At 62.9% G+C, this 24,172-nt stretch carries 9 protein-coding genes and 1 tRNA gene; 8 read left to right on the forward strand and 2 right to left on the reverse strand.

Translation table 11 applies throughout. The features are described 5' to 3' along the window. Positions 1–52: 52 nt before the first annotated feature. Both QZ540_RS03305 and QZ540_RS03310 read left to right on the forward strand, forming a co-directional pair. Positions 53–3,877, forward strand: coding sequence for a UrvD/REP family ATP-dependent DNA helicase (locus tag QZ540_RS03305; protein WP_294627728.1), 3,825 nt, complete (start codon positions 53–55; stop codon positions 3,875–3,877). A gap of 69 nt (positions 3,878–3,946) precedes the next feature. After that, entirely contained in the window at positions 3,947–8,698 is a 4,752-nt protein-coding gene (locus QZ540_RS03310; RefSeq protein ID WP_294627730.1) for an ATP-dependent DNA helicase, read from the forward strand. Between the two features lie 1,037 nt (positions 8,699–9,735). Here QZ540_RS03310 and QZ540_RS03315 read toward each other — a convergent pair. Beyond that, positions 9,736–10,737 (reverse strand): phosphotransferase, encoded by a 1,002-nt coding sequence (locus QZ540_RS03315; RefSeq protein WP_070685359.1) that lies wholly within the window; start codon positions 10,735–10,737, stop codon positions 9,736–9,738. A gap of 326 nt (positions 10,738–11,063) precedes the next feature. On the opposite strand from QZ540_RS03315, the gene QZ540_RS03320 reads away from it, so the two are divergent. Together QZ540_RS03320 and QZ540_RS03325 are read left to right on the forward strand one after the other, a co-directional pair. Next, positions 11,064–12,998 carry an ATP-dependent helicase gene (locus QZ540_RS03320; protein ID WP_294627734.1) on the forward strand — a complete coding sequence of 645 codons (1,935 nt, stop codon included), beginning with the start codon at positions 11,064–11,066 and terminating at the stop codon, positions 12,996–12,998. Then, positions 12,982–13,605: a M48 family metallopeptidase gene (locus QZ540_RS03325; RefSeq protein ID WP_294627736.1), complete on the forward strand. Its 624-nt coding sequence runs from the start codon at positions 12,982–12,984 to the stop codon at positions 13,603–13,605. The genes QZ540_RS03320 and QZ540_RS03325 overlap by 17 nt, the downstream gene beginning before the upstream one ends. A gap of 162 nt (positions 13,606–13,767) precedes the next feature. Here the strand turns inward: QZ540_RS03325 and QZ540_RS03330 are convergent, their stop codons facing one another. Then, positions 13,768–15,231 carry a zinc-dependent metalloprotease gene (locus tag QZ540_RS03330; protein ID WP_294627738.1) on the reverse strand — a complete coding sequence of 488 codons (1,464 nt, stop codon included), beginning with the start codon at positions 15,229–15,231 and terminating at the stop codon, positions 13,768–13,770. 297 nt (positions 15,232–15,528) lie between these two features. On the opposite strand from QZ540_RS03330, the gene QZ540_RS03335 reads away from it, so the two are divergent. From QZ540_RS03335 to QZ540_RS03350, 4 genes are all read left to right on the forward strand, one after another. Then, positions 15,529–16,746, forward strand: a complete 1,218-nt coding sequence (locus tag QZ540_RS03335) for a PDZ domain-containing protein (protein ID WP_294627740.1) — start codon at positions 15,529–15,531, stop codon at positions 16,744–16,746. A 207-nt stretch (positions 16,747–16,953) separates the two neighbouring features. Then, positions 16,954–20,067: a UPF0182 family protein gene (locus QZ540_RS03340; RefSeq protein WP_294627741.1), complete on the forward strand. Its 3,114-nt coding sequence runs from the start codon at positions 16,954–16,956 to the stop codon at positions 20,065–20,067. 367 nt (positions 20,068–20,434) lie between these two features. Beyond that, positions 20,435–20,508, forward strand: a tRNA-Met gene (locus tag QZ540_RS03345). A 1,149-nt stretch (positions 20,509–21,657) separates the two neighbouring features. Then, complete coding sequence (locus tag QZ540_RS03350; protein WP_294627743.1) at positions 21,658–24,147, forward strand: S-layer homology domain-containing protein; 2,490 nt, start codon at positions 21,658–21,660, stop codon at positions 24,145–24,147. Positions 24,148–24,172 lie beyond the last annotated feature (25 nt).

A 24,172-nucleotide genomic window follows, 5' to 3' on the forward strand; every position in this document is an offset into this window, starting at 1 on the left:
AAATATGACGGGCGGCGGGGCGTACCCGCCGCCCACCCGATAGACTGAAACCATGACAACCCAACTTCTCACCGGCATCCCCGGAACCGGTAAAACCCACCACCTCACCGAACGCGCCCTGCGCTACCTCGCCGACGGGAACGACCCCGCCCGGCTACTCATCCTCGCACCCACCCGCACCGCCGCAACCCGCATGCGAGACACCATCGCCGCCTCCAGCGACCGCAGCCTCTCCGTAGCACCCACCCGCGCCTGGGCCGCATACGCCTTCGACCTGCTCAAACGAGCCCAAACCCGCGGGCTGCTCAGCGGCGTAGAAGGCAACCTCAAACTCCTCTCCGGCCCCGAACAAGACGTCATCATCGGCGAACTACTCGCCAACCACGCCGCCGGCATCGCACCCGGCCCCACCTGGCCCGACGTCCTCCGCGACGCCCTACCCACCCGCGGCTTCCGCCACGAAATCCGCGACTTCTTCGACCGCATGGCAGAATACGACCTCACCGCCGACGACGTACACCGCCTCGCCAACGAACACAACCAGCCCGCCTGGCACGCCCTCGCACAGCTTCACACCGAATACCGCGCCGTGCGAGCCCTCCGCGCCAAAAACGCCTACGACCCGGCAGTACTCATCAACGACGCCTGCCGGCTGCTACTGCGCGCCCCCGAATTCCTCGCCGAAGAACGCCGCCGCTACGACCTGATCCTTATCGACGACGTGCAGGAACTCAGCCCCTCCATCTACCGACTGCTACGCCTCATCGCCGCAGAAGAACCGCCCACAGACGCCGCGCACCTGACCGAAACCCACCCCGACCTCTTCGCTGAAGGCCCCCAGGTTGTCATGACCTACAGCGACGAAGCCGTGGTCCAGGGCTTCCGAGGCGCCCGCCCAGACCTCGTCACCACCCTGCAGGCAAGCTTCCCCAGCATGCGCACCCGCACGCTCACCACCTCGTACCGCCTGCCCGCACTCATGATGCCGCTCGTGGCGGATATTCGCCGCCGCCTGCCGCGCTACACCCGGTTCGTGCCGCTCACCGCAGAGCAGGAGGGCGCGAAGGATGGCGTAAAGACCGGCGCGCCCGCAACCTTTGGACGCATCAACACCACCCCCGCCGACGAAGCCCTCACCTGGGGCGCCACCGACGAACCGCTACTGCACCTGGGCGCCGACGGCAAAATCCTCGACCCCGCACACTACCGCACCGCACCCGCCGGTGTGTATAAGTATGCGCTCGCCAGCTCCCAGGACGAGGCGAACCTCATCGCCCAAATGCTGCTCGAAGAACGCATCTACGGCAACCACCCCTACCGCGAGTCCGCCATCATCGTGCGTAACGGTGCGGACGTGGCGCGCATCCGCCGCGTGCTCTCCTCGAACGGCATTCCGTCGCGCACCTCCGCGGCGCTCGTGCCGGTGCGTGACGAGCCCGCCGTGCGCCCCTTCCTCGACGCGCTCAGTCTGCTCGTCTACGCCCGCAAGCGTGGCGAGAAGGCGCTGAACCCCGCCGTGCACATGCCCGCTGGAGAAGGTACGGAGGCGAGGGAGCGACCCGGGTATGAGGCCCTCAGCGCCGCCGAAGCTGAAGAGCTCATGCGTCGAAGCCTCGACGACGTCATCGCCGAGGAAAGCCGCGCCAACCCCCTCGGTGGCGCGCAGAGCGCCATCACCCTGCTCACCTCCCGGCTCGGTGGCGCATCCAGCATGGACGTGCGACGACTCCGTCAGCAGCTACGATCCATCGAACTGCAAAGCGGCGGCCACCGCCCCAGCGACGACCTGCTCCTCGGCGCCCTGCTACACCCCGAAACCCTCCCCGAAGAGGGCGTAGGACGCGCCGTGCACCGCATCGCAGCCGTGCTCTCCGCGGGACGCAAGGCACTCGCCCGCCCCGAATCCACCAGCACCGAAGTGCTCTGGGCACTCTGGGAAGCCAGCGGCCTCGAAAAGGTCTGGGTCGCCCAGACCCGCAACGCAGGCCCCGACGCAGACGCAGCCCACCGCAACCTCGACGCCATGATCGGCCTCTTCGAAGCCGCCGACCGATTCGACGAGCAGATGCGCGGCGCCGGCGCCGAACAATTCCTCGACTTCATCGACGCGCAGGACCTGCCCATGGACACCCTCGCCGCCCGCGGCGTACGCCAAGACGCGGTCGAAATTCTCACCCCCGCGCTCGCCGCCGGCCAATCCTGGCGCACCGTATATGTATGCGGTCTGCAGGAAGGCACCTGGCCCAACACCACCGTGCGCGGCTCCCTGCTGGCTACCGGCGACCTCGTGGACCTGTGCGATGCGCGCATCCGCCAGCGCGCCCAGCATCAGGCTGGGGAAGAACAGGTGCCGCCCGCGCGCATCCGCAGCTACCCCGAACGCGTGCGCGACACCCGCCACGACGAGCTACGCATGTTCGCCGTCGCCGCCACCCGAGCCAGCACCCGCCTCGTGCTCACCGCCGTGCGTAACGACGATGAGGCACCCGGCGAGTTCTTCGACTTCGTGCTACCCACGGACGCTGTCGGCGACTCCACGGACGTGCCGATTACCCGCGTGCGCCGCCCCGCGACCCTGCGTTCCCTGGTGGCGGAGCTTCGCCGCACCCTCGTTGAGGAGTCGCTGAACACGATGCGTGCCGAAGACGCTCAGGACGGTGGGCAAGAGGGCGCGCAGGCTGGAAACGCGCCGGACGAGGACGCCCTCACCCCGGAGGCGTCCGCCTACCGACTCGATGCCGCCTCCCGCACCCTGGCGCGCCTGGCGAACGCCCAGGCGCCCGGCGCCGCACCCGACGAGTGGTGGGGTCTGCTGCCGCTGTCTAGCACGGAGTTGCTCTTTGCGCACCGTCCGGCAGACAACGCCGAGCCGGGCGAAAACAACGGCGAAAACGGCGAAGAACAGACCGAAAAGCCTAGCCGCCGCACCATTGCGCTTTCGCCCTCGCGCCTGGAAACCATTCACAGCTCCCCGCTGGACTGGTTGGTTTCCGCCGCCCGTGCCGAAGCACAGACGGACCTGTCCCGCTCCCTCGGCACGCTCGTGCACGCCATCGCCGAGGAGTACCCGACCGGCACCCTCGAAGAGCTCCAAACCGCCCTCGACGAGCGCATTAGCTCCCTCGGCGTGCCCGCCCGCAAGGACGACGAAACCGACGAAGAGTACCGCGAGCGCGTGCCCTGGGAATCCTACGCCCTCTACGAGCGCGCCAAGCGCATGATTCTGCGCCTGAGCTACTACTACCGTCAGCACATGGGCGATGCCGGTTGGCAGAACCTCGGTGTTGAAGGCTCCTTCGCGGTGCGTGTGCCGGTGCCCTTCGACCCCGCCGGTGAAGTCGGTGAGCTGGATGCGCTGCTCACCGGCCGTGTGGACCGCCTCGAGGGTACCGCCCCGGCTGAGGACGGCACCCGCCGCTACGCCATTGTTGACCTGAAAACCGGCAAGTCCAAGCCAGACGGTAAAACCATGGAAACCCATCCGCAGCTTGCCGCCTACCAAATCGCGGTGGAGGCTGGCGCGGGCGAGCAGCTGGAGGAACGCTACCGTGCCGAGGCCGCCGCCCTGGAGGCGGGTGAACCGCTACCGGATGCCCGCCCTCAGGAGCTGGAGTACACCGGCTACACGGGTCGTTCCGGAGGCGCGGCGCTCGTGCAGCTGGGCGCTTCGGGCGTGAACGACGAGAGCAAGACTCGCCTACAGGTTCAGCCCGCCCTGACGGAGCACGATTCCTGGGCAGCTGAGCTGGTGCAGCACGCCGCGGAGCTGATTGCTGGCGCGCAGGTGCAGGCTCGTCACCGTGAGGGCGGCTATGGGTGCCGCCTGCCGGAGATTTGCCCGATTTGTACGCGCGGCCGTCAGGTGACTCAGCCCTAGTACCCCCTGTTCTTTCGATATCACTCATCCTGAACCTCCCATGCGAATGACCCATGAGGAAGAGGAAACATGACTGACTCTGGCGCATACGGCGCTACTAACTCCGGCGCTCACTCTGGTCCTGGCACCGGCGCGGCTTCCGGCATGCTCACCCCCGCCCAGTGGTGCGAGCACAATAGCTGGCAGCTACCCAACGGCGCGCTCTTCTCCGCAGAAGCTACCGCGAACAACCCCGAGCTGAAGCCCGCGGGCTACCGTAGCGCCCTCGATATTGCCGAGATGCTCAACGGCGCCGACGGTAAGAAACCGACCCCCGAGCAGATCCGCATGATTGAGGCGGGCCCCGCCCCGACCCTCGTCATTGCGGGCGCCGGTTCGGGTAAGACCGCGACCATGGTCGACCGCGTGATTTGGCTGGTCGACAACGGTTTTGTGCGCCCCGAAGAGGTGCTCGGCGTGACCTTCACCCGCAAGGCGGCAACCGAGCTGCGCAGCCGCATGCGCGCCGGTTTGAACACGCTACGCCGTAGCCGCCGCATCGCCCCGACCGACGAGGAGCTGCGTGAGGGCGTCGCTGACCCGACCGTGCTCACCTACCACTCCTACGCGAATAACCTCGTCAAGGAGTACGGTCTGCGCCTGGGCGTGGAACAGGACGCGCAGATGCTTGGCGACGCGCAGAAGTGGCAGCTTGCCGCGCAGATTGTGCAGTACTGGGAGGGGGAGCTGCCCCTCGACAAGGACGACGTGCCGGTGTCTGCGGCGACCATGATTAACCAGCTGCTGCAGCTCTCTGACGAGTGTGCGGAGCACCTGGTTGAGCCGCAGGAGGTTATTGACTTCTGCACCGAGCAGTTGGCGGCGTACGCGGCGGTGCCCGATCCGCGCCGTGCGACGAAGACCGAGAGGGACATTCAGAAGGTTCAGCGTCTGCTGCGTAACCGCCGAGTGTACGCGCGTATGGCGATGAGCTACGCCCGCGTGAAGGCGCGCATGCAGGTGTTGGATTTCGGTGACCTGATGCGTTTTGCTGCCCGCATTGCGGAGGCTGACCCGGCGATTCGCGAGGGTGAGCGCGCCCGCTTTAAGGTGGTTCTGCTGGATGAGTTTCAGGACACTTCGCACGCGCAGATGAGCCTGTTCTCCTCGATTTACGGTGCCGATGAGGCGGCGGGTATTCCTGCGCATCCGGTGATGGCTGTGGGTGACCCGAAGCAGTCGATTTACGGTTTCCGTGGCGCTTCGGACGGTCAGATGTTCAGCTTCTACCGTCATTTCCCGACCGAGCACGCGCAGCCTCTGTTTTTGTCCATTGCGTGGCGTAACGATATTTCGGTGTTGAACGCGGCAAACCACGTGGCGGAGAAGCTGAAGGAAGTGCCCGAGTGGGTGCGTGCCGCTGACGGCGATATTACTGCCGCTCAGGTGCCTGACCTGCGCCCGCGCTGCGCCCTGGTGGGGGAGCCTGGTTCGCCCGCCTTTGAGCAGGCTGCCGCGGGCATGGTGGGCCGCGTGGATTTGACCTACCACGACTCTGACCGCGAGGAGGCTGTGGCGATTGCCGAGCGCATTGCGGCGATGCGCGCGCAGGCGGTGCGCGAGTATGAGCGCGCCTACGCGGCGCATCGTTCCGGTGACGGTTCGGTGCGTCCGCGCCTGAAGATGCCCGAGATTGCGGTGTTGGCGCGTGTGCACGGTCAGCTGGACCCGATTCGTGTGGAGTGCGAGCGCCTAGGTATTCCGGTGCAGCAGGTGGGCCTGGGCGGTCTGCTTTCGCAACCGGAGGTTGTGGATTTGGTGTCGGCGCTGCGTGTGCTGGCTGATCCGAACCGTTCGGATGCCCTGGCGCGCCTGCTGACGGGTGCGCGTTGGCGTTTGGGTGCGGCGGATATGTTGGCGCTGGGTGATTGGGCGCAGTCGCTGGTGCGTGAGCGTGAGCGTGCCCTGCGCGAGCAGATGGCGTTGCGCATGCTCGCGGAGGCCGAAGACGCTGACAACGCCGAAGATATCCGCTTGGAAGCAGAGCACCTGCGCGCCGCCCAGGAACGCCTGGACGAGACCCTCAAGGGCGCGGTGGAGGACTCCTCCGGCTACGCCTCCCTGATCGAGGCGGTGGAGAACCTGCCGCAGGACGGACCGGACGGCGAACCCCTCTACGGCGAGCAGTACCGTGGCCGCCGCTTCTCCCCGGCGGCGCTGGAGCGTCTGCGTGCTTTCGCCGAGCAGATGCGCGTGCTGCGTGCCGGTTTGAGTGAGGATTTGGGCACGCTGCTGTACGAGATTGAGCGCACCATGCTACTCGATATTGAGCTGGCGGTCCGCCCGGGTACCGACCCGCTGGGTTCGCGCGCGAACCTGGACGCTTTCCATGAGGTGGCCGCCGCCTACGGCATGTCTGCGCCGCGTATTAACGCGATGATTTACGCCGGCTCTGACGGCGTGAGCGCGGAGGAAAGCGACCCGGGCGCGCGCCGCTTCCTGCTGTCTTCGGGCGGCGTGAGCTACGTGATGGGCTTTTTGGCGTGGCTTGAGCGTGCCGATGATGAGGAGAAAGGCCTGGCGCTGGGTGCCGTGGAGCCCGACCCGAATGCGGTGCAGCTGATGACCATGCACGCCGCGAAGGGCCTGGAGTGGGATCATGTACTTCTGCCGGGTCTGTGCGGTAGCGCGACCGGTGGGCAGACCCCGAACCTGTGGCAGATGTCGGCTAATACGGCTCTGCCCTGGCCGCTGCGTGGTGACCGCGAGTACCTTCCGTCGGTCCTTGAGACGGCGGAGGAGATTACCGCCTTTGAGAAGGCGAAGGACCTGGAAGACTACCTTGCCACGCATAAGGACGACGCCGCCGAGCATGCCGGTTTGGAGGACCGCCGCCTCATGTACGTGGCGATGACCCGTGCCCGTAACCTGCTGGCGATGAGCGCCTACCGGTGGAAGAGCACCTCTGTGTCGCCGCAGCCCGTGCAGCCCTTCTGGGAGGAGCTGCTGGAGATGCTCTTCAATCCGCTCGTAGGTCTAGACGCGCCTTCTGTGCGTTTCCAGGAGACGATAGACGAACCCTGGGCGGCACCGCAGCTGGTGGGCATGGGCCTGTCCTACACGATGCCGAACCCCGCGGACAAGCGCAAAAAGGTGCACCTGAACCATGTGCGCTGCTGGGCTGAGCAGCTGGCTGAGTCGAAGTACCGCCTGACCGAGCCGGTCACCCTGGTGCACGGTACGGTCGTGGACCCCTCAAACCTGCCGCCCGTACCCGATGAGGCGGCACTGCTGGAGGAGCTGGAACGCTACCCCCTCGACGCCGACGAGCTCACTCCCGAGCAGGCGGAGGCGCGCGCGGCCGCCCAGGCAACCTACGTCGAGCAGGTGCAACGCTACGCCTGGGCGCTGGTTGAGGCGATGGCTCCCGCCCTCGCGCAGGATTGGCAGCTGGCGGCTCCTCATACCCGCGCCCGCACGGTGGCGGAGAACTGCTCCCGCCTGAACCTGCCGGTGCCCGAGTGGATTATTGATGCCACCGAGCGTGAGAAATGGCGTGAAACGCAACCGCTCGAGCCCGGTTACTCGCCCACGGTGGCGGCGGCACTGCCGATTGAGGTGCGCGGCCAGTTCGCGCAGAAGAACTACGAGGACAGGAACCCGAACCTGGGCGCGGTGCTGACCGCCATGTGGCCTTTTGATCCGCTGGAGCGCCCCGTGATTTGGCGTTGGGCTTCTGACGATGCCCTCAACCGGGGCACGGAGGCGGTGCTTCGTCGCGGCCAGCATGAGCAACTGGAGCGTGAGATTGCGATTAACTCCTCGAGCCGTCGTGAGGCGGTGGAGCGTGCCGCCCTGGCGGTGGAGCTTGCTGTCGGTGAGGGTGACCCGCACCAGGGCGCGGAGGTAGCGGGGGAGAGTGCAAATCACCCTGCACCCGCCGCGTCTGCTACACACGGCGAGTCCGCCATTCCCGAATCGCTGCGCCAGCAGGCGGTGGACTGGGAACGCGAAGCCGACCTGCTGCTGCTCATGATGGGCCAGACCGACCCGGTGCTGACCGAGCAGCTGCCGGGGCACCTGTCCGCCTCCACGTTCATTCGCCTGAGCGAGGACCCGCAGGGCACGGTGCATCAGCTGATGCGCCCGGTGCCGCAGCGCCCCTCGCGTGCGGCAACGATTGGTACGGCGGTGCACGCCCTGATTGAGGAGCACTTCGGTGTCGCGCCGACCGCCGACCCGCTGGAGGCGCCCGAAGCGGAGGACACGGTGGGCGTTGACCTGCCGGGCTCCGCCTCCGCCGCATCAGGTGCGCTCGCTGAGTCTGCAAATCCCGCTGACCTGCAGGAACAGGTGCTGGGGGAGGGGTCCGAGGAGTTCACCTTCGAGGACGCTTACGAGGAATCCGAGAGCGAGCTGGACGCCTCCGTTCAGCGTCTCTGGGAACGCTTCGCCAACAGCGAGTGGGGTAGCGACGAGTGGAAGGAACGCATCTGGGCGGTCGAGTACCCGGTCGAAACCCATATCGAGGGCGTAAGCCTGCGCGGCCGAATCGACGCGGTGTTCCGCACCGAGGACGAGGACGGCGAACGCTGGGTCCTGGTGGACTGGAAGAGCGGCGCCCGCCCGAAGATGTCGACCATGCAGTCTCGACGCTTCCAGCTGGGCCTGTACCGTATCGCGTTCTCCCGCATCATGGGCGTGGACCCGGAGCGTATCAGCACCGTGTTCGTGTACCTGGGAGGTAAGGGCGTTGCGGAGGTGTGGGATCACCAGATTCGCGGCGGCCTGCCCACGGAGGCGCAGCTGGCGAAGGTGATTCGTGAGGCGCGCAAAGGCTAGATAGCAGGGCTAAGCGGCAGTGCTAGCCGGCATGCGCTCGCGCGTTAGCTTTAGCCAATAACCGCATACAGAAAAGCAGCTCACGTAGGCTTTGTGCCTCGTGAGCTGCTTTTCTGTGCGGATTTTCTGATGCTGGCTGTTTGGTTTTTTAACGGCAGAGGACGCCTCGTTACCCCACTGCATTAGGGTAAGAGGCGTCCTCAGCCGCTGAAGAACTATAGAGGTACTTCGTGCCCTCGCACGCTCCGGGAAAGAATCGCGCCGAACGACTGCCGCTCTCGCGGCCTCACTCGCGCCGCCGGCGCCCCGTGGGGTTTGCGTGCGTCTTTACTCTCAAACACAACCTCGAAAGTAACTCTATAGATTTCTGCCATCGGTGATTGGTTGCGCGGTGCATGAATCCGGCTCGGGTCTGACATGACCGGTCAGGGTCCCGTCCAATCTGTCTCCCCAATTTATCGCTGCCACGATATCAGCGCTGGTCAGTGCGCTATGGGGAGTGTGTCCGCTGGTTTTCTCGCGGCACAGCAAAAGTATTCCAGGAGTTTTTGAAAAAATCTACGGGCAAAGTTTTTACCCTAAAATGCACTATTTTGAGCATAGTTCAAGGTGAAGTTGAGGCTCTGTGGACTCTCAAAACCAAAAGTTGGTTTTTGTGGGTTTGTGGTGTAATTGCACCAGGGAAATATTGTGAATGGCACCTTTAGCGCACCTTCAAGTCTCAGCCTTAATCTGAGTCATTCATGCACAAAAATGCAAAACCGGTGCTCAAAAAGTGCCGGAAAACACTTAAAGAAATTTTGATAAAAAGCCGTCAAAAGCCCCTCCAACTAGCCCTTATAAGCATCATTCTGCCGGTTTGACAGACACTCAGTAGAGCTGATTTCGTCGGGTGCCACGCATGCCTTTAACTCCTGCAGATACTCACCTGGATACAGCTCAGCCCCGCAGTGCAGTACTGCGAGGCTGAACTGAAAAACCTATGCGGCAGGTGACGCCCTGGCTGGCAGTAACCTGGCGGCTACTTGCCCTAATAGCTACTCGGCGGGACCGACCAGCGGGCCGACCTCCTCCTGACCGAGCAGCTCGCCGGAGGCGCGCAGATCATCCTGAATGTCCAACAGCATGGACACTGCATGGGTTGCGCCGTCGCGGTCTCCGACCTCCACGGTGTGGGTGAGCCACTGGGCAATCGCGAACTCCGCGTAGAAGTTCGCGCGCTGCGCCAGGTAGGCGTCGGGCAGCTGAGGCATCTGCTGGCGGTACACCTCAATCGCCTCATCGGTGAACTCAATGTCCTGGCAGGAGTACAGCCAGGCGAAGTCCTGCGCGGGGTCGCCCACGTGCACATCGGACCAGCCGGTGACCTCCACGATGCGCGCCGTCGAGGGCGTGACGTGCAGTACGAGGTTCTCGGCCCCCATGTCACCGTGGACCACGCGCGGGCGGAACTGCCACATGGGTCCGGGGGAGAGCACGGTACGCCAGTGTGCGAGTAGGTCGGCGGGTACCTTGCCGGTTGCGGCGGCACGCTCCAGCTCGGCGTTCTTGCGCAGGCGAATCTGCTCCGAAGAGTAGGAGGGCAGGTCAGCCTCGTAGATGATGTCTTCGGGCATCACGTGCAGGGTCGCAATGTCCTTGGCGATGATGGAAGCCAGGGAGGGGCGGTTCGCCGCAACTTCGCGGCGGCTCAGCTCAGCCAGCTGGTCTACGTCGTAGATGGTGCCGGGGATGTGCGTGTACACGAACACGTTGCCGCCAGCGTACGGTACGGTGCCGGCGACGGTGGGTACGGCGAAGGGCAGTCGGGCACGCAGGCCGGGGCTGAACGACTGCAGGATGAGGTGTTCAGCTTCGAGGCGCATGCTGGCGTCGGGGCGGCGCGGGGCGCGCACTCGCCAGCGGCGACCGGTGGAGTCGGCGATGATTGCCGAGTCGAAGTCGTCGCTGTCTTCGCGGACCGGTTCGGCGCCGACGGGGTAAATCCCGGGCACTCCGGCGGAGACAATGGCTGCTAGCTGAAGGGGAGATAAAGTCACGGGTTAAGGTTACCAAACCAATGTGTGCCGTTTAGTAGTTTTTGGGATCTTTATGCCAAGTGGTGAAGATACTTGCGGACAAGCCTAAACGCTTCCGCCTGCGCTTCTGCGCTCGCCTCTATCTATGCTTCTACCTGCACGCACCCAGATAGGTAGCGCCTCACGCCCTGAATGAAAGAAGCGACGGCTAAGAAGCCCCGGTGGACTCTGGGAGAATACAATGGAAGACCGGCTATCACCGCCTCCGCGCGCCCGCATGTTCTGTTCACGTGCCCGCGCGAGCGCCTGCCGCCTGCCCGTACCGCCCGCCTTACTGATGGAGCATTATGACCGCCACACCTCAGCAGCCTCAGCATATGATCTCCGCAGACGATATTCTTGCCGGGCTTGACCCGGATCAGCGTGCGGTCGCTACCGAGCTGGACGGCCCCATGCGCGTGCTGGCGGGTGCGGGTACCGGTAAGACTCGCGCGATTACGCACCGCATCGCCTACGGTATTGCGATTGGCCGCTACCAGGGCCCGCGCGTACTCGCCCTGACCTTTACCCTGCGCGCGGCGGAGGAGATGCGCACCCGCCTGCATCAGCTGGGTGCGCACGGCGTGCAGGCGCGTACCTTCCACTCGGCGGCGCTGCGTCAGCTGGCGTATTTCTGGCCGCAGGTGGTGGGCGGTACGTTCCCGTCCATCGTGCAGAATAAGGCAGCGCTCATTACGGAGGCGGCGAACCGTCTGCGTATCAGCACGGACCGTTCCCTGCTGCGCGATTTGGCGTCGCTGATTGAGTGGGCGAAAGTTCAGCTGCTCACCCCGGACACCATCATGCAGCGCCTGAGCGAGAAGCAGCTACCCTCGGCGGTTACCCCGCAGAATATGCAGCGTATTTTCCAGGCGTATGAGGATTTGAAGGACGAGCGTAACCTCATCGACTTTGAGGACGTACTGCTGCTGACCATCGCCATGCTGGAGGAGGACGAGAAGCTCGCCGCGACCGTCCGCAACCAGTACCGCCATTTTGTGGTGGACGAGTACCAGGACGTCTCCCCGCTGCAGCAGCGTCTGCTGGATGTGTGGCTGGGCGGCCGCGACGATATTTGCGTGGTGGGCGATGCCTCCCAGACGATTTACTCTTTTACCGGCGCGACCAGCCGTTACCTGCTGGATTTTGCGCGCCGGTACCGTGGCGCGCACACGGTGAAGCTGACCCGCGACTACCGTTCCCATTCGCAGGTGGTGGAGTTGGCGAACCGTCTGTTGGCGGCGCGTCGTCCGCATCCGGATTCGAGCCCGCATTCGTGGGCGCCGCCGCTGGAGCTGATGTCTCAGCGCGGCCCCGGCGTGGATGTGGAGTGGTTCGGCTATGCCGACGATGAGCAGGAGGCGGCAGGCATTGCCGAGGATATCCGCGACCTGATTGAGAAGGACGGCGTGCCGCCTTCGGAGATTGCGGTGCTGTTCCGCACGAACGCACAGTCGGCGGCGATTGAGTCTGCGCTGGCTTCCGCCCACATTCCCTACCAGCTGCGCGGCGCGGAGCGTTTCTTTGAGCGCCCCGAGGTCAAGCAGGCGATGCTTGCCCTGCGCGGTTCGGCGAAGTCCACGGACGGTACCGAGGACGTCACCCGCTACACCCGCGATGTACTCGGCGGCCTCGGCTATAAGGAGGAGGGCCCCCTTTCGGGAGGCGCCACCCGCCAGAAGTGGGAGTCCCTCGCCGCCCTGGTGCACATGGTGGACATGATGGCGCATCACCGCCAAGAGCAGCTTCAGGAGCACCGCGCGAACCCGCGCCCGGGCGTGCCCGAGCCGCTACCTTTGACCATGCACGAGGTCGTGGCGACCCTGAACCACCGCAGCGAATTCAACGACGCACCGCAGGTCAACGGCGTAACCCTCGCCTCCCTGCACGCGGCTAAGGGCCTGGAGTGGGACGCCGTGTTCCTGTGCGGCCTGAACGAGGGCCTCATGCCCATTACTTTTGCGACCACCCCGGACGAGGTGGATGAGGAACGCCGCCTGCTGTACGTGGGCATTACGCGCGCCCGCAAGTACCTGTGGCTGACCTGGACGATGACCCGCACCGTGGGCGGTCGCGGTCAGCGGAAGCGTTCGCGTTTCCTAGACGATATTGATCCGGCGAAGCGCCGCCGCAGGGCTGAGAGCGCCGGCTCGTCGTATAGTCAGCCCCGTGCCGCACAGCCCCGTTCAACTCAGCCCCGCCGCTCGTCGAAGGGAAGAGGAGATTATGGCTCAGCGTTTTAAGCGTGAAATTCTGCCCGCAACCGAGGACCGCCCGCAGATTGAGCTGGTCCGCTCGGCGCGCCGCACCCGCACCATCAGCATGCAGCGTGACGGCGTGGACGAGCACGGCAACCCCGCCTACCGCCTGCTCATTCCCGCCGCGAGTACGAGCGAAGAGATTGACGAGCATATTGCCCGCCTGCTGCCGCGCATTCAGCGTCGTGCCGCCCGCCGTGAGCGTGCCACTCAGCTGACGGTCACGGACGAGTACCTGCGCTCCCGTGCCCTGCACCTGGCGCAGAAGAACCTGCCGGAGCTGGTTGCCTCGGGCAGGCTCGAGAAGCTGTCGATTCGCTGGGTGAGCAACCAGCGTCAGCGCTGGGGCTCGGCAACCTACGCGAATACGCAGATTCGCATCTCCTCGGAGCTGCAGGGCGTGCCCGAGTACGTGCTGGATTCGGTGATTCACCACGAGCTTTGCCACCTGCTGCAGCCGAATCATTCGGCGGCGTTCCGTGCTCTGGAGGCGCGTTACCCGCAGTTGCTGCGGGCGCAGGCCTACCTGGAGGGGTACGCGCTGGGGCGCTCGCGTGCTGAGGGTGAGCGCGGCGAAAACAGCGCGGACTAAAATCCAGCCAGCTAAAATCCAACCGGCTAACGCGCTTCCCGAAAATCAAAGAATCAAAAACCAAACGAAACACTCGAGCGGGGGTGACTTGTACATTCACAAGCCACCCCCGCTCGAGTGTCAGCTATTTACTTTCGCCGCTCAGCTTTACTTCGCTCAGCTTTACTTTTCTTCGGGCGCGTTGCCGAAGCCGCCGTCCAGCAGCTTCTGCAGCTCCGAGTCGAAGTCCACGTCGTCCAGGCTGATTTCGTTCATGCGCGCATCGTATGCGGTGAAGTCTTCCAGCTCGGCGGGGGTGGGCAGGGTCTCCGGGGTGTCCCAGAGGCCGTCGCGCGCCTCAATGCCGTGGGATTCTTCGTACCAGCGCCAGAACTGCTGTGCTTCACGCACCAGGCGCGGGCGCAGTTCCAGGCCGACCAGGTTCTCGAAGACCTGCTCGCTGGGGCCGCCGTCGATGCGGCGGCGCGCCATGATTTCGGTCAGCTGCGGTGCCTTGGGCAGGTTGCGGGTCGCGTCCTCGGTGACGACGGATACCCAGCCTTCGATGAGGGCGAGCAGACCCTCCAGGCGCTGTACCGCCAGTTCCTGGTCTTCGGTGCGCTGGGGGCTGAACATGCCGCCTTCGAATGCTTCCTGTACGGCGTCGGGGTTGCTCATGTCTACCTGGGATGCGGCGTCCTGCATGCGGTTCATGTCCACGCGGATGCCGCGGGCGTAGCGCGCCACGAGCTGGACCAGGTCTTCGCGCAGCCAGGGGTTTGCCTTGTGCAGGCGGATCAGCGCGGATTCACGCACGGCAAGGTAGAGCAGGACCTCCTGCGGGGGTACCTCGATGCTCTCAGCGAGCTGCTGGTAGCCGTTGGGCAGCAGCGCGGAGGAGCCCGGCGCGAGGGGGAAGCCCACGTCGGTGGAGGAGTACACTTCACCGGCGAGCTGCGCGAGTGCCTGTGCCATCTGCGCACCAAAAATCACGGAACCAATGTTGTTCAAGAAGCCGCTGTTGAGAATCTGCGAGATCTCTTCGGGTACGTCTTCGGGTGCGCCGGGCATGACCATGGACTGGGTGACTTCGGCTGCGACCGGCTCGACCATTTCGCGCCAGGAATCGAAGGAATGCTCAACCCATTCGGCCTTGGACCATGCTTGCACCGGGTGGTTGTGGCGCTCAACGGTGGTCACCGCATCCAGCCAGAGGTCGGCGAGGTTCGCCGCGTCTTCTACGGCACGCTTGAGGTTTTCGGGTACGGAGGGGTCTTCGCCCATGGATGCGAGCATCTGGCGGGTCTGGTTCTTTACGTTATCCCAGTTCACGCCGCTGGGGCTGTCGGATGCGCCCGCGCCGGAGAACATTGCCTGTACCTGCGCGAACATGCTCTGCATCATGGCGGGGTCGAAGCTCATGCCCATGTTCTTCAGGTCTTCGGGGTCGATGCTGATGCCGAAGGGGTTCTGGCCGCCTTCGCCGAAGAGCGCGCCGAAGGGGTTCTGCGCGTTGGAGGAGGCGCCCTTACCGCCCTGGCCGGTTGCCCCTGCGGAGGGGTCGAAGCCCTGCTCCTGCATCTTCTTAATGAATTCTTCGAGGGGGTCGCGCTCGTTGGAGGCGCCGCCGGTGGGGTTCTCAGACATGTGAAGCCTTTCGTAATCCGGGGGTGGGCGTAGCTGGCCCGCTCGCTGTCCAGCCTACCGATTTTTGCTGAGAATTTCCCGTGCCGCTGCTATGGAAGCGGCTTAATCAGCTGAGGGCACACAAGCTTGTCTTTGGGGTCGGGTTTTGGGAGCTTTTTCGTGCCGCTGTCACCGTCGGGTGCTGACACAGCGCGGTGCGGGTCAGAGCATGAACGCCTCCTGGTTGCTCTATTTTTAGCGGGGTGACGGTGCCCGCGCGCGTGTTGAAAAGCAGGTTTATCCGGTACTGTAGAAACCATGACTAAGTCCACCCCTGATGCTGAGCAGCAGCCGAACGCCGCGAGCGTGAAGAGTAATGAGAAGGCGGCTAAGCGCCGTTCGCGTTTTGCCCCGCGCCGCGTGAACCTGCGTTCGGTGAGCGCTGTGGCGACGTGCGCCCTGCTGGCTGGTGCTTTTGTTCTGCCCAGTTCCTATGTGAAGGAGGGCCCCGGCCCGCTCTTTGACGTGCTCGGAACGTACCAGGATAAGGAAGTCATTGAGATTTCTGGCGCGCCGAGCTATAAGACGTTCGGCAAGATGAACATGACCACGGTGTCGGTTTCGGGCGGCCCGTACACGGAGCTGTCCGGTGCGGAGGCGTTCTACGGCTGGTTGGCGTTTGACGGTAACCGCAGCCTCGTGGTGCCGACCGATGCCCTGTACCCGCACGTGAGCCACGAGCAGGCGACGGCTGCGACCGGCGCGCAGATGGCTGATTCGCAGACTCAGGCGAAGGTCGCGGCGATGCGTCAGCTGAAGATGCCGGTGACTGAGAAGGTTCAGGTGCTTTCCACGGTGGAGGGTTCCCCGGCGGCGAGCGTGCTGAAGGGTGATGACCGCATCGTGAAGGTGGGGGAGAAGCAGATTGAGACCCTCACCGACGTTCCGAAGGCTGTGAACGCGTCGAACGGTTCGCCGATTGATGTGACCGTGGAACGTGGCGGCAAGCAGCAGACGTTTAAGCTGACCCCGGTCCGTTCGAGTGATGATAGCCGCTGGATTCTGGGCGCTGGCCTGAAGCAAAGCTATGACCTGCCGGCACACGTGCAGTACAACCTGGACGGTGTGGGCGGCCCGAGTGCCGGTCTGATGCTGGCGCTGGGCACGGTCGATAAGCTCAGCGAGGGTACCCTGCTCGCCGATGAGGACGCCGGAGGCGACCCGTACCGCAGCTACATTTCGGGTACCGGAACGATTGATGCGAACGGCAAGGTCGGCGCAATTGGCGGCATCAAGTACAAGATTTTGGCGACGGGCCGTTACGGTGCGCGCTACTTCTTGGCGCCTAAGGAGAACTGCGATTCGATTGTGAAGATGCAGGCGCAGGACCCCGACCTGTTCAACTACTATCACGCCGGTCAGGTGCGCGGCACGATGGTGGTTGTGCCGGTGTCGACCCTGGACGAAGCGGTGAAGACGGTGGAAGCGATTAAATCCGGCACCCCGGATGATTCCCTGCCCCGCTGCGGTTCCTAACATAACGTTTCTCTCCGCGAGGTTCTCACCCGTATAGCGTAGAAGTCAGCCCCGGTACTTTACGGTACCGGGGCTGTTCTGCGCCCTCCTTACCTCTTTTATCTGCTGTATTTCGCCCCGAGCTTCTACGAGGTTCTGCCCTTCTGCTGTACCTCTGAGATACTTAAAGGCAGTTATTTTCTCTGAACGTATGATGAGCGAGGAATTGTGTCTGAGTCGACCAATAACACCGCGCATCCCAAGCCGAAGAAGTCAACGCCTAAGCGTCGTAGCCCCCTGCGGGTGACGATTGCTGTGGTGGCGGTGCTCATCGCTGCTTTTGTGGGTGCGTCCCAGGTGTACACGGACTGGCTGTGGTTTGATCAGCTGGGTTATAGCACCGTGTTCACTACCCAGATTTTGTTGAAGGCAGCCGTGTTTGTGGTGGCTGCCGTGGTGATTGCTGTGCCGCTGTGGGCTTCGATGTCCTACGCGGTCCGTCATGCTGATGTGGCGCCGGCGTCCGAGAAGAAGCCGCAGGAGGCGCCGAACCCGAATCAGAGCGTGCCGACGAGCGGCACGGATGCTGCCGAGCAGATGCTGCGTGACGTGTTTGGTCAGCAGCGTGCTGAGGAGAGCATGCGCCGCTACCACGAGAGCGTGGATAAGGCGCGTAAGGTTCTGCTGATTGTGGTTCCGCTGCTGTTGGGTCTGTTCATTGCTTCTGCGACGATGACTCAGTGGAGCACCGTCGCGCTGTTCTTCAACCAGCAGTCCTTCGGTAAGACTGACCCGGAGTTCGGTCTGGATTACGGCTTCTTCCTGTTTGCGTTGCCGTTCTTCCGTATGGTGGTGACTCTGGTGACCTCCGCTGTGGTGCTGTCGGCGCTCGCGGGTCTGTTCATGCACTACTTCTACGGCGGTATTAAGGTTCAGCCCGGTGGTGTGAGTACCACGTCGGCATTCCGCCGTCACGCTGCGATTGTGGTGGCTGTGTTTTTGCTGACTCGTGCGGTGAGCTTCTGGTTGGACCGCTATTCGTCGACTCAGCAGCAGGTGGGCCGTTGGGCTGGCGCGATGTACACGGATGTGAACTCGTCAATCCCGGTGAACGCTATTTTGGCGATTTCTGCTTTGCTGGTGGCGATCATGTTTGTGGTGGCTGCTTCGATGAATCGTTGGCGTCTGCCGCTGATTAGCACCGCGATGCTGGTGATTGTTGCCGTGGTTGCTGGCGGCCTGTACCCGTGGATTGTTCAGCGTTTCCAGGTGGTTCCGAATGAGCAGGGTGCTCAGTCGAAGTTCATTCAGCGCAATATTGATGCGACCCGTTACGCGTACGGTCTGGATAAGATTGAGACCACTCCGTATGACGCGACGATTGATACCCGTGCCGGTGCGTTGAGCTCTTCGAGCGCGACCATTGCGAATATCCGTCTGTTGGATCCGAATGTTGTGTCCTCGGCGTTTGCGCAGATGCAGCAGTTCCGCCCGTACTACCGTTTTGATTCGCAGCTGTCGGTGGACCGCTATTCGGTGGGTAACACCACGCAGGATACGGTGCTGGCGGCTCGTGAGCTGAACCCGGCGCAGACGAGCGGCGATTCTTGGTATAACCGCCACGTGGTGTACACGCACGGTTACGGCGTGATTGCCGCGTACGGTAACCAGGTGGATTCTGCGGGTAACCCGAAGTTCTTGCAGTCCGGTATTAAGGCGACCGGTACCCTGAGCGAGGATTACGAGCCGCGTATTTACTTTGGCACGAGCTCGCCGGAGTATTCGATTGTGGGCGGTAAGGGCGACACCCTGGAGCTTGACCGTCCGCTCTCTGCTGAGGAAACCAACACCTCCGATGCGAAGTACACTTTCGCCGGTTACGGTGGTCCTCGCGTTGATTCGCTGCTGGCTCGCCTGTCCTATGCGATTAAGTTCCAGTCCTCTGACATTCTGCTTTCGGATGCGGTGCGTGAGGGCTCGCAGATTCTGTACGAACGTAACCCGCTGGATCGTGTGCGTAAGGTGGCGCCGTACCTGAGCGTGGATTCTAAGCCGTACCCGGCGATTGTGAATAACCGCGTGCAGTGGATTGTGGATGCTTACACCACGAGCGATCAGTTCCCCTACGCGCAGGGTAGCTCCCAGGATGCGGCAACCGCTGCGGGCGCTCAGCGTTCTAACTCGGTGAACTACATCCGTAACTCGGTGAAGGCTACCGTGGACGCGTACGACGGTTCGGTGACCCTGTACGCGTGGGATGAGGAGGATCCGGTGCTGAAGGCGTGGCAGGGTGTTTTCCCTGGCACGGTGAAGAGCTACCGTGAGATGAACGCTTCGCTGATGAGCCACGTGCGTTACCCGACTGACATGTTCAATATTCAGCGCACCATGCTGAATAAGTACCACGTGACGAACGCGAATAGCTTCTACGCCGGTGACGATGTCTGGTCGATTCCGAATGACCCGACCAATGATCGTAACCAGCCGATTTCGCCCTACTACCTGTCCTTGCAGATGCCGGGGGATTCTCGTGCGCACTTCTCGCTGACGACGACGTTCATTCCGCAGCAGAGCGATTCGAACTCTCGTAACGTGATGTACGGCTTCCTTGCCGCTAATGGTGATGCCGGTACCGGTAAGGACGGCGAGCGTAGCCCCGATTACGGCAAGCTGCGTCTGCTGGAGTTGCCGCGTTCTTCGGTGGTTCCGGGTCCGGGTCAGGCTCAGAATATTTTCAACTCTGATGCTGAGGTGTCGAACCAGCTGAACCTGCTGCGCCGCGGTTCGTCTGAGGTTATTAACGGCAATATGCTGACTCTGCCGGTGGGCGGCGGCATGCTGTACGTTCAGCCGGTGTACGTGCAGTCGAGCGGTGACGCCAAGTACCCGCGTCTGCAGCGTGTGCTGGTGAGCTTCGGCGATAAGGTCGGTTTCGCTCCGACTCTGGAAGAGGCACTGAACCAGGTGTTTGGTGGCTCTTCGGGCGCGAAGTTGGACGGCTCGGCGGCTAGCCCGTCTGCGTCTGCCTCTGGCTCCTCGGGTACTTCGGGCGCTTCGACCGGAGGTACTTCGGCTTCGCAGTCTTCGGAGCTGAAGCAGGCTCTGACGGATGCCTCGAAGGCGATGACCGATGCTGATGCGGCGATGAAGAAGGGCGACTGGGCTGCCTACGGTGAGGCTCAGAAGCGTCTGGAAGCAGCCGTGAAGAAGGCTCTAGAGGCTGAGGAGGCGCAGAACGCGGCGTCCGCTAAGGCTTCTGCATCGGCTGCGCCCAGTGCCTCTGCGGCTCCGAGCGCAGCGGCTAGCGCTAAGCCCAGCGCAAGCCCCTCGGCTTCTCACTAGGATGCCTGAGGCGGCGGGGGAGTAGCGCATACCGGATGCTCGCGGATCGGATGTCCACGGGTCTAGCTCCTCGCTCTAGGCCCTGAAGCTAGGCTCGGGCGCTCGCCGCCGTGCGTAGCTCCTGTTGGTTATTCGACAGCGGCTAGCCGGTAGCGGCTACCTCTGGCTGAATCTGACGGAACGGGGTGGAAGCGTATTGCTTCCACCCCGTTCCTGTACGTTCTACCCCTGATACTGCCCACAGCCCCCGGTACTACCCCGTAGCCCTAATTACCGGCCCCTCACCCCCTGTTTTTGTGTGCTTGGTTACAAATCGTGATTTTGTCTTGCGTGCTCGGTTTCGGTCCTGTATAGTTGTATGAGTCGCCGCGGGGTGGAGCAGTTCGGTAGCTCGCCGGGCTCATAACCCGGAGGTCGCAGGTTCAAATCCTGTCCCCGCAACGGATAACTCCCGATAGCTTAGCTATCGGGAGTTTTTTTATTCCCCAAAACTCGGGCTCCCGACTGCCTGCCTTCCTATCTTCTTCACCCCCTCTATCGCATACTCATCTTCTGTCGCCTTCCTGTGCCTCTCCTGCCCCCTCTGCCGCCTTACTGGGTGGCTTTCTTTATATCTTCCGCTTTTATGGCTCTGCCTGCTTTTAGGCTGTCTCTGCTTCCGTGCTGTCTCTGCTCGTATGGCGCTTGCTCTGTAGGTGGAGCGTGGGGTTCTTCTTTAGCTCGCTTGCCCCTAGTTCGTCGGCTGCACCTTGGGGCGCTTTTTTCGGGGGGGGGCTTCCAAAGGGGCTTCAGCAGGGCTTCCATTGGGGCTTCAAATGGGTGTTCTCGAGTAGACCGTTGGGTCACTTTTGAGTGACCCCTGAAGAGTATTTAGACCCTCTTCGGATGCTGTTTTTGAGCATCTTGAGCGGGCCTCTAGAGCGGGTCTTGAAGGTGTGGTGAGGTGTGTGAGCGGATGCTTGGTTGGGGGAGTGGTAGAAGCGTAAATTTACCCTTAAAGTGCATGCTCAAAGTGGAATATGCGAAAGGTGTCTATATTCCGGGCTTGGAAATCACCCGTTTTGCCCCGGAATTCCGCGGTTTTTGGTAAAAATTGGGCTTCGAGTGCAACAATTCACCCTGAAAGTGATTGTAGTCACATATAAAACATTCAAGTTAATTGTAGGGTTTTTTGAAACTTATTCAAAAAACACTCAAAAACCCCGGAAAATCAAGGAAAAATAGCCCATTCAACCTCTACTTGAAGGTGGTTAAAGTTTAACTAGAAGTTGAGAAAAAGCTCTAGTTAAGATTGAATCTTGTTCGATACCCAAAAATAGCCCCAAAAAACCGCTGGAAAAGGCTTTTTGACCTGGTAGCTTTGAGTACGTGGTCACCGCGGTCCGCCGCGTAGCTCTCCGGATCCACACCGCGCCCCTCCATCACATGAGGACATCCCCGCAACACACACGGGGATGGTTGATGGAAGCGTCTCGTGCGGCGTCACATCCGCAGGCCGACCGCCTATAGGCTTCTCACCTATAGACCACCTATCACTCAACCACTCACGGGCGTTCACGCCCCAGAAACACCAACAACGAGGACAACCCCATGGCACTTCGCCCCCGCACTGTTAAGGCTGGCTCTCTCGCAGCCATCGCTGTACCCTCCGTGCTCGGCAGCACCCTGGTAGCACCCGCTTCCGCTTTTGCACCCGTCGTTCAGGACATCCCCGGTGCAGCTACCGCAACCCAGGCTCCGAAGTCTCTGTTCACCTCCACCGTGCAGCCGACCCTCTCTCAGGTTGCTGTGCAGATCCGTCAGCAGGCTGAACAGGTAAAGCAGGCGCAGCAGGCTCCCGCAACGACCGCGGTTCAGCCCATCCAGAAGACTTACACTGCACAGGCTGCTCAGCCCGCACAGGCAACCCAGCAGGCTGCTCCCTCGGCTACCTTCCAGTCCGCACAGGCTGCGCAGGCTACCCAGGCGGCTCAGCCTTCCGCTCAGCCCACCCTGGCACAGGTTGCACAGCAGACCCCCGCAGCTACCCAGAACGCTGCAACCCCTGCCGCTCAGCCCGCGCAGACCGCACAGGCTGCTCAGTCGGCATCCGGTGTGGCGGCAACCCGCACCAACCAGACTTTCCTGTCGTACACCTCCCCGGCTGGTACCACCTCGCAGTACCACGTCTACGCTGAGGGTGTGGACTTCTCCAAGCCTGTTGGTGTGGTCTTCTACTTCGACGGTGACTACTGGCGCAACGACCAGTCCAAGGTCTACGACCCCTCCGGTGAACTGGCTCAGATGGCAGCATCCGCAGCGGCACAGAACATGCTCTTCGTGCCCGTCATCTCCCCGGACACCAACCGTTACGACGCTGGCGTGACCTGGTGGGAAGACATGGAGCGTAACGGCGAGTTCTTCCGCGCCTTCGCTTCCTCCTTCATCGCGGCTAACGGCGTGGACTCCTCCAACGTGTGGACCATGGGCTACTCCGGTGGCGCCGAGTTCATCACCTACGAGCTGAACACTAAGCCCCAGACCTGGCGCAACGGCGGCGGCTCCATTATGGTCGCTGGCGGCGGCCTGGACGAGGGCACCCCCTCGGCTGCGCTGAAGTCCCAGCCCATGTTCTGGTACGCAAACTCGAACGACGGTACCGGTGAGACCTACCCGCAGACTTGGAGCGCACGAGGCGCCGTTGAGGGCGGCTACGACGCCTACCTGGCTGCTGGGTACACCAATGCTTCCGCGACCGTACTGAATGGCTCGGGCCACTTCGACTACAACTTCTCGCAGATTCTGAGCAACTCGCTCACCAAGGGTAAGGCAACCGCCGCTCCCAAGGCTGAGCAGAAGACCGAACAGAAATCTGAGCAGAAGCAGAACACCCAGCGTGCCCACACCATGAGCTCCGCAACCTACCAGAGCTACACCTCCCCGGCGGGCACCACCTCCCAGTACCACGTGTACGCGAACAACCTGGACTACTCCAAGCCTGTTGGCGTGGTCTTCTACTTCGACGGTGACTACTGGCAGCGTGACGAGTCCAAGGTCTACACCCCCGATGAGGGCATGCTCGCGGCAATGGGCAAGATCGCTAACGCCCGCAACATGGTCTTCGTACCGGTCATCTCCCCGGACACCAACGCATCCGGCGACGGCATCACCTGGTGGGAAGAGATGGACGCTAATGGCGAGTTCTTCCGCTCCTTCGCGAAGTCCTTCGTTAGCCAGAACAACCTGGACGCTTCCCAGGTGTGGACCATGGGCTACTCCGGTGGCGCTGAGTTCATCACCTACGAGCTGACCGACCACAACACCTCCTGGCGTAACGGCGGCGGCTCCATTATGGTCGCTGGCGGCGACTCGGACGGCTCCGTGGACGCTGACGCAACCACCAAGGCATCCCCGATGTACTGGTGGGTTGGCGCGAAGGACACCTCTGGTAACACCAACCCCGTCACCTGGAGCGCACGAGGCGCAGTCGAGTCCGGCTACAACGCATACCTGGGCGCAGGCTTCTCCGATGCCCGCGTGAAGCTGATTGACGGCTTCAGCCACCACGACTACGACCTGCCGCACATCCTGGCATCCTCCCTGGACTTCGCCGGTAAGACCCCGGCGCTGGGCTACAGCGACCTGTCCGACTCGAACCCGAACTACAACGAGATCAGCTGGAACTCTGATCACCGCATCATGCTTGGATTCGCGGACGGCACCTTCCGCCCGAACGCATCGGTCAACCGTGCGCAGCTGGCAACCTACCTGTACCGCGTGGCTGGTCGCCCCGCAGTGAACGCACCGGCTGTTTCGCCGTTCAGCGACGTTCCGGTCAACCACCCCGCGTACAAGGAGATTTTCTGGCTGAGCCAGCAGGGCATCAACGGTAGCGACTTCCGCCCCCTGGAGGCCGTCACCGAGTCCACCATGGCTGAATTCATGTACCGTGCGGCTGGCTCCCCGGCACAGGCTCAGGGCGGCTACGCGTCCCAGGCTCTGGCATGGGCCGCCTCCAACGGTATCGGTACCGGCTCCACCTCTTCGGACGCGGTCACCCGCTCCGCGATGGCAGGCTACCTGTACATCTACGCTAACTAAGGCGCACGGCCCCTAACGCATAAAG

It is taken from the genome of uncultured Rothia sp. (assembly GCF_916049665.1).
In the GTDB taxonomy this organism is placed as follows: Bacteria; Actinomycetota; Actinomycetes; order Actinomycetales; family Micrococcaceae; genus Rothia.

Excerpts from the sequence above, each read along its gene's own strand:
- QZ540_RS03320 (WP_294627734.1), top strand. The coding sequence starts at position 11,064 with ATGACCGCCACACCTCAGCAGCCTCAGCATATGATCTCCGCAGACGAT.
- QZ540_RS03350 (WP_294627743.1), top strand. The coding sequence starts at position 21,658 with ATGGCACTTCGCCCCCGCACTGTTAAGGCTGGCTCTCTCGCAGCCATC.
- QZ540_RS03325 (WP_294627736.1), top strand. The coding sequence starts at position 12,982 with ATGGCTCAGCGTTTTAAGCGTGAAATTCTGCCCGCAACCGAGGACCGC.
- QZ540_RS03310 (WP_294627730.1), top strand. The coding sequence starts at position 3,947 with ATGACTGACTCTGGCGCATACGGCGCTACTAACTCCGGCGCTCACTCT.
- QZ540_RS03305 (WP_294627728.1), top strand. The coding sequence starts at position 53 with ATGACAACCCAACTTCTCACCGGCATCCCCGGAACCGGTAAAACCCAC.
- QZ540_RS03335 (WP_294627740.1), top strand. The coding sequence starts at position 15,529 with ATGACTAAGTCCACCCCTGATGCTGAGCAGCAGCCGAACGCCGCGAGC.
- QZ540_RS03330 (WP_294627738.1), bottom strand. The coding sequence starts at position 15,231 with ATGTCTGAGAACCCCACCGGCGGCGCCTCCAACGAGCGCGACCCCCTC.